The sequence below is a fragment of the Crossiella sp. CA198 genome (assembly GCF_052078295.1).
Classification (GTDB): Bacteria; Actinomycetota; Actinomycetes; order Mycobacteriales; family Pseudonocardiaceae; genus Crossiella.
Genome location: NZ_JBQJIM010000014.1, coordinates 1 through 12,607, shown reverse-complemented (window position 1 = coordinate 12,607; position 12,607 = coordinate 1). Strand labels below are relative to the sequence as shown.

Annotated in this window: 12 protein-coding genes; all 12 read right to left on the bottom strand. The window is 69.5% G+C overall.

What is annotated here, in order from left to right; genetic code table 11:
* Window positions 1-258: 258 nt before the first annotated feature.
* The gene (locus ACTOWY_RS23310; protein ID WP_441311780.1) at window positions 259-1,011 is read right to left on the bottom strand and encodes a hypothetical protein; all 753 of its coding nucleotides are present in this window, start codon (window positions 1,009-1,011) and stop codon (window positions 259-261) included.
* Between the two features lie 132 nt (window positions 1,012-1,143).
* Window positions 1,144-2,172 carry a DUF3560 domain-containing protein gene (locus ACTOWY_RS23305; protein WP_441311779.1) on the bottom strand — a complete coding sequence of 343 codons (1,029 nt, stop codon included), beginning with the start codon at window positions 2,170-2,172 and terminating at the stop codon, window positions 1,144-1,146.
* A 306-nt stretch (window positions 2,173-2,478) separates the two neighbouring features.
* Entirely contained in the window at window positions 2,479-3,456 is a 978-nt protein-coding gene (locus ACTOWY_RS23300; RefSeq protein ID WP_441311778.1) for a hypothetical protein, read from the bottom strand.
* A gap of 161 nt (window positions 3,457-3,617) precedes the next feature.
* Window positions 3,618-4,373: a hypothetical protein gene (locus ACTOWY_RS23295; protein ID WP_441311777.1), complete on the bottom strand. Its 756-nt coding sequence runs from the start codon at window positions 4,371-4,373 to the stop codon at window positions 3,618-3,620.
* A gap of 647 nt (window positions 4,374-5,020) precedes the next feature.
* Window positions 5,021-7,840: a LysM peptidoglycan-binding domain-containing protein gene (locus ACTOWY_RS23290; RefSeq protein ID WP_441311776.1), complete on the bottom strand. Its 2,820-nt coding sequence runs from the start codon at window positions 7,838-7,840 to the stop codon at window positions 5,021-5,023.
* Window positions 7,840-8,190: a hypothetical protein gene (locus ACTOWY_RS23285; RefSeq protein WP_441311775.1), complete on the bottom strand. Its 351-nt coding sequence runs from the start codon at window positions 8,188-8,190 to the stop codon at window positions 7,840-7,842. Before ACTOWY_RS23285 ends, ACTOWY_RS23290 begins: the two co-directional genes overlap by 1 nt.
* A gap of 48 nt (window positions 8,191-8,238) precedes the next feature.
* Window positions 8,239-8,679, bottom strand: a complete 441-nt coding sequence (locus ACTOWY_RS23280; RefSeq protein WP_441311774.1) for a TadE/TadG family type IV pilus assembly protein — start codon at window positions 8,677-8,679, stop codon at window positions 8,239-8,241.
* Window positions 8,676-9,125 (bottom strand): TadE/TadG family type IV pilus assembly protein, encoded by a 450-nt coding sequence (locus tag ACTOWY_RS23275; protein ID WP_441311773.1) that lies wholly within the window; start codon window positions 9,123-9,125, stop codon window positions 8,676-8,678. Before ACTOWY_RS23275 ends, ACTOWY_RS23280 begins: the two co-directional genes overlap by 4 nt.
* 13 nt (window positions 9,126-9,138) lie before the next feature.
* Window positions 9,139-9,399 (bottom strand): hypothetical protein, encoded by a 261-nt coding sequence (locus tag ACTOWY_RS23270; RefSeq protein WP_441311772.1) that lies wholly within the window; start codon window positions 9,397-9,399, stop codon window positions 9,139-9,141.
* An 18-nt stretch (window positions 9,400-9,417) separates the two neighbouring features.
* Window positions 9,418-10,293, bottom strand: a complete 876-nt coding sequence (locus ACTOWY_RS23265; RefSeq protein WP_441311771.1) for a type II secretion system F family protein — start codon at window positions 10,291-10,293, stop codon at window positions 9,418-9,420.
* Window positions 10,290-11,180: a type II secretion system F family protein gene (locus tag ACTOWY_RS23260; protein WP_441311770.1), complete on the bottom strand. Its 891-nt coding sequence runs from the start codon at window positions 11,178-11,180 to the stop codon at window positions 10,290-10,292. Before ACTOWY_RS23260 ends, ACTOWY_RS23265 begins: the two co-directional genes overlap by 4 nt.
* A complete protein-coding gene (locus tag ACTOWY_RS23255; protein ID WP_441311769.1) occupies window positions 11,177-12,436 on the bottom strand; it encodes a CpaF family protein in 1,260 nt (419 codons plus the stop codon). The genes ACTOWY_RS23260 and ACTOWY_RS23255 overlap by 4 nt, the downstream gene beginning before the upstream one ends.
* Window positions 12,437-12,607 lie beyond the last annotated feature (171 nt).

The window sequence follows — 12,607 nt, the reverse complement described above, 5'->3', positions numbered from 1 at the left end:
TGCCCTACTGCTCGTCTACCTCGGCCTTGCGGTCGCAGTCGCGCTCTTTCATTCAGAACCCGAGCGCAGGAAGGATGCACGATCCGTGCTAACTTCCTTGATACGTTTGCTTCGACGTGGCCGCCGCTAGGTCAAGTTAATTGAGTTTCTAGGCTCGGCAGTTGATGTCCTTCAGTCAAGCAATAGGTGCATAGTGAGAAATGTGGAGAGAGTGGGCCTATTACATGCTGAAGGTCCTGGACTGATGGCAGCTGCCGGTTAATGCTGAGGTAGCTCCAAGTGGCGGTCGTAGTCGGCGTCACCAGGGTGCAGCAACCGGTCGATGCGGTCCGCCGGGATCGAGTTGAAGTAGTCCACTCCGCCATGAACATCTGCTAGGCCGAGAGCGGCTCCAACGAACAGGTTGGCCAGAGTCGGACCTGTGTCGTGTTGCGCGAGCCCAGAGAAATCGAGCAGGGTGACGATGATCGTCGGCCGCCCCAGCGTGCGCAGTTTGCCGCCAAGTCCCTCGTCGTCATCAGCGTGGGCCCAGTAGATGGCCTCGCCTCCCCAGCAAGACAGCAAAAGGTGAAAGGAGTGGGCCTCGCTGTCGAACACGCCGGCGGGCAATGCCAGGCAAATCTGATCGCGGCGCGGATCGTTGGCCTTGCAACTAGCCTGGGTGGTGAAGTGGTGAGTCTCGCTGAGCTTGGTGTGATCGGCTTCGGTGAGGTAGCCGTAGTCACGGGCTTCGGTCAGGCGAGTCTGGACCAAAGCCGGGCTGAGCGTGCGAAGCCCATGTGCCTGGATGTTGGCCGCTTCGTGCTCAAGCAAACGGGTGCAGTGGAACGCCCGGACAAGGTAGCCGTCGAGCAGCCCGCAAACCTCGTCCTCGTACTGTTCAACGGCCAGATCGCCAGTGCAGTCGGTGGTCCCGCGGGCTTCCTCGGTCAACTCCCGCACCCGCCCCGCGAGCACAGTTGGCCAGGTGCCCGGGTTGTCGAGGTCGACGATCCGACTGGTATTAGGCATAGCCCGGAAGCATAGGACGGGGTCAGCTAGCGTCAGCCGTAGTAGACCCGATCGGGGGTAGCGGCGTTCTCGGTCGGCTGCCTTCTGCAACAGCGGTACCCATCGGCCTGACGGCTGAGGTCCCGGGCCGTCCTAGTTCGGCCTGGGACGATGCTCGCGGATCTGGTCGTAGCGAACGGTAGACGTGATCCACTCCCCGTCCGGCAGTTGCATGAAGTTGATCGTGACCGACTTCCTGTTCACCCGGACGACCTCGGCCCAGCCGACCTTGTCCTGCACCAAGTCGCCGTTCTTGATCGTGTCGGGGCCGCAGTCGGTTGCCGTGCCGTCGGTCAGCTGCTGTTGGCGCAGGGCGCGCCAGTAGGCGAGTTGGTTCTCAAGGTGGGCGATCTCCTCCCTCGCACGCGTGCTCCACTCGGGGACGGGACGGCGACCTTCTCGACCATCCTGGGCGGCGGTGTCCGCGGGCTGCTCGTCGCATTCGTTGAGTGCGCGTTGCCACCTGCGCAACTCCGCTTCCAGGGTGTGGATTCGGCGGGCGACGCGGAGCGGGTCTTGACGGTGCTGCATGTGTTTTCGTGCGGTGTCCGCGCGGCGGCTGGTGCACTCGGCGGTGACCGCGAGTTCGGCGCTCTGGCCGAGTTTGGTCCAGCCCCGTTCCCGGCGGCGCAGATCGCGTGCGTAGCTGTGGTGACCGACCAGCAGGGGCTGGCCGTTGTCCGGGAAACAGCGTTCGGCCTGCTCGGCCAGACTGGCCGCGGTGTTGTGCTGGCCGGTGGCCTTGGCCTGCAGCGCCTCGGCGCGCTCGCACATCCGGTCGGCGCGCTCGGCCTCGGAGACGCGCATGTCCCGCGGGGTGTTGTCCAGGTGCACCGCGACCCGGTAGCCGGCCTGGCGGAGACACTCGGCCGCGTGCTCGATCTGCCCGCGGCGGGCCGGTTTGTCGCGGCTCATGCGGATGTACCAGGCGCCGTCGTCTCCGTTCGGTGTCACGATGTGCCGGGACCACCGCCAGCCGAGTCCGGCGCGCCCGAGCAGCTCGCTGGCGCGATCTCCCTTGGAGGTTCCGCCGAGGATGGTCCCCTGTTCGTAGGTGTGCCAGATGGTCAACTCCCTCGTCCCGGGTTCCCGCGCCGGTGTCGAAGAGTTCTCGGTGTTCATGTCGCTGTCCGTCCATTGTGGATCCGGGTGATATCGGTTCGAGGTAGCCCGGGGTGCTGCGGGCACAGCCGGTTCTGCCTGGGCATCGGCTGTGCCGGGGCCGCGCGGCCAGCGTGGCGCGCGAGTTGGGGACGGGTCCTAGACTGAGCACCTGGTGCCCTTGGGCGCCGGGGTCGGTGCTCCTTGTGGGTGTCGATGTTTGGAGAGGCCCGGCGGGTGAGTTGCCGCATCCCTTGGGATGTTTCACCCGCCGGGTTCCACCACCGACCCGTTCACCACGGCTGGGTTCCGGGAACCGCTGGCCGGTCAGGCAAACGCCATTTCCGCAACCTGCTGCTGCTGGTCACCGTCGGGCGCCTCGGTGGCGGCCAGGTCGGCTGGCTCGGGGTTCGCCGAGGTTGCCTCCAGTCGCCCAAGGATGAGATCGGCGACGGTGAGCACCCGGTGCGCGCTGGCGTGGGCGGTGTCGCGGTCGGTGGCCCAGTGCGCCACGTAGGGCACGGAGTAGGACAGGCTGTCCAGGCCGCAGACCGCGGTTACGATGCAGGCCACGGACTCTGCTTCGACCTCGCACAGCGCGCGGAGAGCTGCGGGTCGGGTGTCGTGCTCGCAGAGGATGTGGGCGAGTTCGTGGGTGAGGGTCTTCGCCGCCTGCGCGCAGGCCAGATCGCCCCGGATGGTTACCTGTCGGCGGGTGAAGTTGGTCCGGCCGTTGGCGGGGCCGCAGTCGCCCCGGTCGAGGGTGTAGCCCAGGGCGCGGATCTGGTTGGCGATGCCGTCCCACAGGCCGGCCGGAGCGTCACCGGCGAGCGCGCGCGGCTGCGCGACGGGCGCCGGGGCGGGCGGGGTGTCTTGGAGCTGGGAGACGTCGACGACGGGGACGAGCATGAACCCGGACAGGGTCTTGCGCTGCTCGGGCTTCTCATCGGTGGTGGCCGCCGTGGGCGTGGTGGTCTGGTCGGGGTTGGGCTTGCGGAACACCGGCTTCCAGATTTGGATCTTGTGGGTTCCTTTGCGCATGTAGCCGTAGCCGAGCTGTTTCCACTCCGAGTGGGGGCGGACGTCCCTGGCCTCGGGGCACTGCTCCAGGATCATGATCAGGTTGTTGAGGCTGTAGCGGCGCAGCCACGCGCGGGCGGCGATGAGCTGGTGCCAGCCCTCGGCACTCATCAGCTTGTCGACGCCGTCAAGCAGCTGTTGCCGGGCTGCGGAGATACGTTCTTCCCGTTCTTCGGGGGTGAGGCTGCGACGGCTGGTGTGGCGGGTCTTCGTGGCGGTGGACATGGCGACCTCCAAAAGGGGTTGGGTCGGGATGTGGAGAGGGCGCGCGGTGGGGGTTGCCGTCCCCGGTCCGCACACAGGTGTCCTGTGTGGACAGAGCAAAGGTGTTGCCGGGCGCAAGGTTCAGGGCCCGCTCGGGGCCTGCACAGCCCCGGGGTGTGTGGTCAGGAGATGCAGAATCCGACCTGACCGGTCTTGCAGTGCGGGCACGGGACGGTGCCGTTGTCGCTGACCTCGCCGAGGGTGTCGAAGTCCCAGCCACGGGCAGTGGTGTCGCCTTCGGGCCGGAACAACCACGATCCGGACCCGGCGCCCCACCGGCTGCCACAGGCTGCGCACTCGGCCTGGCAGTGCTCGGCGCCGAAGCCTTCGGTGTCCAGGGCGCGCAGCCCGAGGCGTTCGGCGACGACATCGGGGTGTTCGTCGGGGTCGACGTTCATGGCGGCCGCGCCGACCAGGGTGAAGAAGAGATCGCCGACCAGGCCGACGAGGTACCAGCCGGCCGGAACGATGTGGCTGCGCTCGGTCAGCTCCCACTGGTCGGAGTAGGCGTGCCCGGTCCGGGCCAGGTGGTCGAGTGCCTCGCGGGAATGCCAGTACCGCACGCCCAGGACTACGAAGGGCCGCAGCACGTGCACGGCGAGAAGTCGGCGGCCGGTGTTCAGGTAGGCATCGGTGTACGGCTCGGACCAGACCGTGCGCACCTCGGCCAACCCGGTTCGGGCCAGCGCGTGCAGGACACCGGCAGCGTCGCAGGCGGCGATGTCCGGCCGGTCCGCGCGCGGGGGGACATCCGGGCGGAGGTCGGCCATGGGGACCGGGGTGTACGGCGTGACGGCGTAGGCCGCTGCCTCGGACGCAGCCAGCAGCAGCGCGTCGTTCAGGCGACGGCCCCAGGGCCGGTCTGCCTCGGCGAGCACGGCGCGAATCGTCTCTTCGGCATCAACGTTCAGAGAGTAGTCGGAGACATGAGTGTCAATGCAGGTCATTGCAGTCATCCCCTTTGAGGGATCAGGCGGATATTTGGAGAGTGAACCGTCAGCTTCCAGGGTTGCCGTCCCTTTGCTTGACACCTTCGACGCTACCCTGAATTTCGGAAAATACAAGAGGGAATTCGGGTGATTGTCATGATTCTTTTCAGTCTAAATAGGTGCGACATACGCATTGCCAATGGTTCGATTCGCCCAATTTTCCCTGGGGACAGGAATGGTCGGCGTCAATGAAAGGCGAGGTCCTGAAGGAATGACAAGTTCGATTAGATATTTGCTGGGAGTTGGACGACCGGCGGAGGCTGGTCGTCGACCATCACCGGGCACACCGCCGCCGCGCCCAACCTGTTCAGATGCCTACCAGCAGGCGAGTCGGCCCCAGCATCGGTAGCCCCGCAGGCGGCAGCTACCGGGGACTTCGATGGTCGGCATCCCTGCCTGCCTAGCTGGACGGGTGCGAGGAAGCCCGGGTGGCACCTCATCGGGACTGTAGGACCGGCGTCGGCGAGATCGCACCGCCACGGGTCATAGGCCCTACGCGTGGTCAGCTCGGATCGGAATTCGATTCCGGCTTTTCCCTAACCTGGCCTGCCGGAAGGCACGTTCCGGCCGAGGCGTTCCATATCCTCGACGAGCTTCTCGGTGTCACGACTCGGGTGTTGTTCGATGTTGCACAGGCTGGCGATCAGCAGTGCGTACGTGCGCCTGATGGCATCGAATTGTCCTAGCCGGGCCTGTGTACGGATGATACTTCGGTAGATGTCCTCATTATAGGGGTCGAGTAGCCGTGCGCGCTCCAGCAATCGCAGCCGGATGTCGGGATCGGCTTCGGCGCGAAGGAGAAAGCCGAGGGCGTCCAGGGCATCGCGGCGGGCGGCTTCCCTCGGCGCGTCCAGCCAGGTTCTGCTGAGGTCCTCGGCCAGGTCGCCGCGGTAGAGGTCGAGAGCCTCGGCCAGACCGCGGTGGCGGGCCTCGGTGGATCGGTCTCGGCTGGTGATGGTGCTCTGGAAGCGGTGGTAGTCGGTGCTGACCAGGGTGTGGTCGAGGTGGTAGCGGCCGTCGTGGTTGCGGATCAGGTTGGTGATCTGGCCGCCGGTTGCCGTGCTCATGGCGTGGCGGAGCCGGGAGAGCGTGTAGTGCATGGCGTTGTAGGGGCGGGCGGTGGGGCTCTCCGGCCAGACGGCCTCGTTGAGGGCCTCGCGGCGGACACCGCGCGGGTGCAGAGCCAGGAAGACCAGGACTTCCCACTGCTTGCCGGTCAGCGCGCCGGTGAGGTCATGCGGTTCGCCGTTGTCGACCCTGTTCAGCCGGAGTGGCCCGAACACCTGGAGCCGCAGCGGGACAGCGTCTTCCTCGGTTTCTCCGGGGCCGGCTGGCGTCGCCGCGATGGTGGGTGCGGTGTTGGCCGGGGTGGTCGTCGTGGACCGGGTCGGTGTCGCTTCGGAGGTGGTGGCGGTGGTTTCGAGGGCGGTGGCTTCGGCTCTCGCCGGTTCGGGCGGGGTGGCCGGGTGTTCCTCCGGGGTGGCGGCCTGGTGCAGCACCGCGAGCACGTCGGCGGTGTCGGTGGCGGGCAGGGTGAACAGGCGGATGCCCGCGAGCTGACCTTCTTGGTTGGACTCGGTGGCTGAGGTGGTGCCGTCCGGTGCGACGTGGACGGTGGCCCCGTGGGGCCAGGGGCCGAGCAGGATGGCGGCCAGGTTGAGGGCGGTGCCGTGGTCGAGGATCGCCTGGAGTCGATGCTGGCCGGCGGTGGGCCGGGCGAGCAGGACGAGCTGCTCGCGCTCCGGTGGGAGTTGGCGGGTTTCGGTGATCAGGCGCGTGTGGGTGAGCAGTGCCGCCTCCATCTCCTCCAAGGCGGCCTGCAAGGTCGGGGTCACGGTGATCGCCCCGGGCAGGCACGTGGTGTCGAGCCCGTCGAAGACGGTGTCCGCGTCGTTGCGTGGCAGCAGGATTCGCGTCCGGCGCTGGTGCTGGGCGGCGGTGGTGAGCAGGTGGAGCAGCAGGGCGCGGGCTGCTGCGGCGGCGCCGGGGCCCTGCAGGCCAAGGCCGTGGGTGGCGGCCAGGTTGAGGGCGAGTTCATGGCCGTCGCGGACGCCGAGGACGGCCTGACCCGGAGGAAGGGCCGGCGTGGATGGTGCGGCGGGGAGGGCGTGGTCGTGGACGATGCGCAAGGCGCGGACGACCGGGGCGAGGGGCTGGTGCAGGTCAGCGCGCTCGCCGCTGCCTATTCGATAGCGGCGGCGCTTCCGGAGGGCGAGGGTGGCCAGCGCGGCGGTGACTGCGGTGGCCAGGCCGAGGCTGACAAAGGCACCGGTGGACAGCTCGAACCCTGCCTCGGCCGGGGCCGGATCACCACGGTCCGCGGGCTCGTTCGGGGCCGGAGTTGGCGGTGCTGAAGGGGGTGGAGAAGGCGGGGCTGGAGGTGGTGTTGGAGGTGGGGGCGGTGGTGGCGCGGTGATCCAGAGTTGCCAGCCGGGACGGAGTTGGTCCGGGTTGGTCCAGGCGCGGCCGTCGGGTTGGGGGCGGTGGTGGTTGTCCTCCCACAGTCGCCACCAGCCGCCGTGGTGGCCGTACTCCCGTTGCGCGATCGTGGAAGCGGTCTCCCCGGCGGTGACCGTCACGGTGTGCGTCCCGGCCGGTGGCGTGTTCGGGGCTGGTGGTGGAAGCAGGAGCACGTCGCCGGGGTAGAGCAGGTCAGGGTTGGGGATGCGGTCGGCGTTGAGGCGGTGGATCTCGTTGTAGCGGCGGGGATCGCCGAGGTGGGTGTGGGCCAGGCTGGTCATGGTGTCACCGGGCCGCACAGTGACCCGAAGGCATTCCGGGCGCACCGCCGGATCCGCCGTTCGTCGATGCGCCAACCCGCCATCGACAGTGAACGGCTTGCTGTCGCTGGCTTTCCTGGCCTCGGTGACGCGGTCGGGGTCGTGCACGGCGGTGGCCACTGTTCTCGACCCGGTGGCGGGCAGGGCCAGCGCGGACTGGGGCAACAGCGCGATGAGGACCGTGGCGATCAGTCCGGCGATCCACCGCCGCGGACCGACCCCGCCGCGCAGGGTGCGGATGCCGTGGCGCAGTTGGTGGATGGTCTCGGCCAGGACCAGGCCGAGCATGGCCAGCCAGGTCAACCAGAGCACCACCAGCAGCAGATCGGGGATCAGGGTGCCGGCGCCATAGGCGAAGCGCAGCCGGTGCCAGGCCGATTCCAGCCAAGGCAGGATCTCCTCTCGCCGCGGCAGGTCCTCCAGCCCCGGTAGCTCGTCGGGCAGCAACTGCCGCGGGTCGCTGCCCACTGCCAGCAGTCCGATCGGCAGGCCCACCACCAGCGTCAGCACAAGCAGCACCGCGCCCAGGCCGCGGGCGATGTCGGCCCAGCCGCGAGGTCCTGCCCGGCCGTCCATCACCGGTCCCGACGAAGCGGTGTTGGTCCGGTGCCGATGTCGAGTCCGGCGGTGGCGGTGCCGGTGACGGTGTAGTGGGAACCGAGTAGCCCGATCCGGGCCGGCTCGGTGCAGCGCACTTGGATCCGCACGGTGCGGGCGGAGGTGATCTCCACCGTGCCGGGGCAGCCAGCGCGGGCCAGGTGGCCGCGGGCCGCGGTGTGGGCGGCGGGGATGTCGAGTTGGATCGGGGTGCTGCGGGTGTCCACGGCGGTCAAGGCCGCGCGGGCGGTTTCGGCGGCGAGGGCATCGGCGCGGGAGTAGGCGCGGATCTTCCCGGTGCCGTCCACGACCAGGGCGAGCACCAGCACCAGGGCGAAGCCGAGGATGGCGTCATGACGCTGACCGCCCCGCGGGGTTCATGTCCGGCCTCGGAAGGGATCCAGGGGGCTGGTGAAGGTGTCCTGGAGGGTCTTGCTGCCGGGTATGGGGAGGGTGAGGTCAGCCAGTTCGGCCACGCAGGTCACCGTCGCGGACACCATGGCCGGTTGGCCGGGCGGGACGGTGAAGCCGGAGGTGTCCACGGTGACGGTGAGGCTGCGGCAGTGCAAGTGCTGTTCGGTGAGCACCCGGCGCGCCGTGGCGATGGCGGTGTGCTGGGCCTGGGGGGCGGTGCGGGCCAAGGAAGCGGTGCGGGATGCGGCGATGGCGGCGTCGGTGACCACGGTGTGGGCGAGCATGATCCGGCCGGCGGCGATCAGGACGGTGGTGAACAGCAACAGGACGGGGATGGCTGCGGCGGCGAACTCCACGCTGACCGACCCGGCCGCGCTCCCGCGCCGGGGGTGGCGGCGGGTCATCGCGGGTTCCCGGTGTCGTCGAGGGTGGTGAAGCGTTCCTTGGCGCCGGTGACGCTGCGGGTGATGCGCAGGTCCAGCCCGGGGATCGGGACCAGGCGGAGCACGGTGGCGGTGACCTCCACGCGCACGGTGGTGGCCGTGCTGCCGGTGGTGCTGACCGCGGTGTTGGTGATCAGGCCGTTGCCGGTGCGCTCCAGGAAGGAGCGGGCGGCGGCCTGTCCCTCAGCCGGGGTGCCGGTGAGCGTGCGTGCTGTTTGCAGGCCGTGCTGGGCGGCGGCCTGGCACAGGCTGCGGGCGTACCAGTACACCCCGGCCTGTGTGGCGCCGGAGAACAGTAGGAAGAACAGGGGTAGCAGCACCGCCAGTTGCACGGTCGCCGCCCCGCGGTCCTCCCATCGGCGCCGCGGCGCCGGGCTACGTCCTGTGTGGACGGTGGTGTTGTTCATGGTGGATCCCGGTTTAGGGCAGTTGGTCGAGGTACTTCTGGGCGATTGCCTTGTAGGCGGCCCAGACGATCAGGGCCACCGCGACACCTAGGGCGATGCCGATGGCGATCTCCACCGTTTCCACGCCGTCGTCCCCGCCCCGGCGCCTGCCAGCACGGCGACGCAGGGTGGTGGTGGCTTTCTCGGCCAGGTCGGTGACGGTGAGGACGAGCTGGAGTGCGAGCCGGTGCGGGAGGAGTTTCCAGCGGTCCGGGGCTCGGGGTGCGCGGAGCATGAGGTGTCCACATCCCTTCTACAGTCGGGCGATCAGCGGGTAGACGATGACGATCAGGAAGCCGATCAGCAGGCACGCCAACGGTCCGACGAGCCGTTCGGAGCGGCGGTTGGCCTCTTCCCGGTCGGCGGCCAGGGTGGCTTGGCGCAGTGCGGCGGCTTTGGCGGTCAGGGTGGTGTAGACGGCGGCGCCCTCGGCGGCGGTGGCCAGGATGTCGGCCAGCTCGACCACCGCGGGCACCCGGAACCGTTGTCCCCACTGGGCAAGGGCGTCCCAGGCGGGAGTGCCGGTGAGGCGGGCGCGGTGCAGGATCGCGCGGATCTGGCCGAGGACCCAGCCACTGCCCAGGGAGGCGGCCTCGCCGAGCGCTTGTGCCGCTGCGGCGCCGGCGGCGCGTTCCTGGGCGACCAGTTCGAGGTAGGAGGCCAGGGTGCGGGTGAACTCCGTCCGCGCCGCGGCCGCGTCCCGGGTGATGTGGGCGCCCGGGAGCAGTGAGGCGGCGGCCATGGCGACCGCGGTCAGCAGGGTGACCGTCACGATGTCCAGCTCGACGACGACACCGAGAACAATGGCGGTGAGCCCACCGAGAGCAGCCCAGGCGAGCCTGGCCGCCACGTAGCGGGTGACCGTGCGCTCCAACAACTCCAGGTCCAGCACCGGCACGCCCCACCACCGGTTGGATGTTCGCGCCGAACGCTCCGCGAGCCCGGCCAGGACGCGCGCCGGCCATGATGGCCGACGAGTCCCCTGTGTCGTACTGGCCTGGGGTGCGTCGTGGTGGTTCTGCACGCGGGCCATGGCCGCGGCGATGTTGAGCGGGGCCGGTGGCGCTATCGCGATCACCAGCAAGGTGACGGCGAGCCCGGCGCAGACTCCGAGGATCAGGGCGTTCACGGTGTCCACCGCCGTGGTGCTCGGCCGAGGAAACGCGGGCGGTACAACAGAAATCCTGGTTCCGGGCGGGGCCGGGTCAAGGCGGCCAGCCACACGCAGGCCAGCGCGAGGAACCCCAGCGCCAGGGCCAGCCACAACTGCCCGACGAGCGTGTTGAAGGGGGTGAGGTAGTCCTCGGTGAAGACCGACAAGGCGGCGGTCATGGCGGCGATGATGCCCAGCAGCGCCCGCACACTGGTGCGGACTTTGGCGCGATCGGCTTCGACTTCGCGGCGGGCGGCGACGTCTTGTCGTAGCGACTGTGCCAGCTCGGTGAGGATGGGCAGCAGGCCGCGGCCGCCGCTACGCAGGCGCAGGAGCAGGCAGGCCACGACGCGGTGGGCTGCGGCGTGGTCGAGGTCGCGGGCGAGGGCCCACAGCGCCGGTTCCGTCCCGCCGGCGCGGGTGCGCGCGGCCAGGGCTTGGACGTGGTCGGCGATCGGGGCGGGGGCGGTGCGGGCGCTGGCGGTCAACGCCGACTCCAGCCCGCCCGCGCCGGAGCCCAGCAGATCGGCCACACGCCGGATCCACTCGGCCAGCGCCTCCAGGGTGATGATGATGTCGCGGTTGCCGGGCTGGGCCACCGCGCGCGGCACCAGCACCACCCCGATCGCCGCCGCGACCGCGGCCACCGGCCAGCCGCTGACCCACCACACCAGACCACCGGCACCGACAGCGGACAGCGTGGCCTGCGGCCGAGCCCCCCGACTCACCCACGCCCAGGCGTTCCACCTGCGGGGCGCCGCGCCGTCGCGGTCGGCGGGTAGGTCCGGGGCGCGCAGGCTGGTGGCGGCCAGCAAGACCGCGGCCGCCAAGGCCACACCCAGTACTGCGGGCAGGGCGGTCATGACAGATCCCGGCGCAGGAACGCGGGTTGCCAGTCGCCCTCGGTCTGGTGCAGCAGGCCGGGGTCGAAGCCGTGCCGGATCAGATCAGCCATCAACGCGGGGCTGGGTGGGTAGGCCGGGATGGCGCGGCCGTCCACTGGGCGGGGGCTGAACAGGTGGGTGAGGTCGGGGCGGCCGGTGTCCCCGACGGGACCGAGTTCGGCGATCTCGGTGACGTAACGCTGGCGACTGAACCGGCCGGAGTGCGGGTCGTGGTGGTCGACCTTGGCCAGCTGCACGACGAGGTCGATCGCGGAGGCGGTCCAGCGGTAGGCGGCCTCCACCGGCAGCGGAGGTGCGGCGAGTTGGCCGAGGGCGGCGATGCGGTCGGTGACCGCGGCCGCGGAGCCGGCGTGCAGGGTGCACATGCCGCCGGCGGCGCCGTTGCCCAGCGCGCGCAGCAGGGAGGTGACCTCCCCGGCCCGGACCTCACCGACCAGGACCCGGCTCGGGGAATGCCGCAATGTCTGTTTGAGGAGGTCGTCCAGGGTGACTTCGCCGGCGCCTTCGGCGTTGCCCTGCCGGGCCTCCAGGGGTGTGACCAGGGTGTGGGTGCCGAGGAGGTCCAGGCCCAGTTCGGCGTCGTCTTCGACGGTGATGAGGTGTTCGTTGGCGGGGATTTCCCGGGCCAGGGCGCGCAGGGCGGTGGTCTTGCCGGTGTAGGGGCCGCCGGTGACGACGATGTTCTTGCCCGCCCGCACCGCTGCGCGCAGGAAGGCGACCAGGAGGGAGTCCAGGGTGCCTGCCCGCACGAGGTCGTCCAGGCCGACGTCGTGGAGGCGGTGGCGGCGGATGGCGATCCGGGGGCGGTCGGTCAGCGACATCACCGCGGACAACCGCGCCCCGAGCACCCCGCCCGCGGGGATGCGGAAGGAGACCATCGGGTTGGCGGGGCTGAACTCGCGGGCGGTCTGGCCCATCCGGGCGGCCAGGTCGGCCACCATCGTGATCAGGGTGGCATCGGAGTCGGCCACCACATATTGCCAGCGTTCCAGTGACCCGTCGGCCAGCTCCAGCCAGACGCGGTCGTAGCCGTGGATGTGGATGTTTTCTACGTCTTCGCGTTCCAGCAAGGGAAGCAGCGCGCCCAGCCCGGCCATCGAGGCCACCACCGCCTGGGCGAGTTCCCGCTCGAAGGACAGCGGCACCGGTGGGCGGCCGGCTTGGGCGTTGCGCACGACCCAGGCGGTGATCTCCTCATGAGCCAGCGCCAGCATCCGCGCATGCTCCGCGGCCGGATCGCGGCTCTCCGGTGCGGGAGCATCGTGATGCTCCTATGGTTGTCAAGTCGTCTGCAGGGCCTGCATGTCGGCCAGGTCGGCCATCAACCGGGGATAGATCTCTCGGGCCAGATAGCGCTTGAGGCAGCGGATAAGGTGCTTCTTGGT

Bases quoted from the DNA above. Each gene is read 5' to 3' on its own strand.
- ACTOWY_RS23310 (WP_441311780.1), bottom strand. From the start codon at position 1,011: ATGCCTAATACCAGTCGGATCGTCGACCTCGACAACCCGGGCACCTGG.
- ACTOWY_RS23305 (WP_441311779.1), bottom strand. From the start codon at position 2,172: ATGAACACCGAGAACTCTTCGACACCGGCGCGGGAACCCGGGACGAGG.
- ACTOWY_RS23300 (WP_441311778.1), bottom strand. From the start codon at position 3,456: ATGTCCACCGCCACGAAGACCCGCCACACCAGCCGTCGCAGCCTCACC.
- ACTOWY_RS23290 (WP_441311776.1), bottom strand. From the start codon at position 7,840: ATGGACGGCCGGGCAGGACCTCGCGGCTGGGCCGACATCGCCCGCGGC.
- ACTOWY_RS23280 (WP_441311774.1), bottom strand. From the start codon at position 8,679: ATGACCCGCCGCCACCCCCGGCGCGGGAGCGCGGCCGGGTCGGTCAGC.
- ACTOWY_RS23275 (WP_441311773.1), bottom strand. From the start codon at position 9,125: ATGAACAACACCACCGTCCACACAGGACGTAGCCCGGCGCCGCGGCGC.
- ACTOWY_RS23270 (WP_441311772.1), bottom strand. From the start codon at position 9,399: ATGCTCCGCGCACCCCGAGCCCCGGACCGCTGGAAACTCCTCCCGCAC.
- ACTOWY_RS23260 (WP_441311770.1), bottom strand. From the start codon at position 11,180: ATGACCGCCCTGCCCGCAGTACTGGGTGTGGCCTTGGCGGCCGCGGTC.
- ACTOWY_RS23255 (WP_441311769.1), bottom strand. From the start codon at position 12,436: ATGCTGGCGCTGGCTCATGAGGAGATCACCGCCTGGGTCGTGCGCAAC.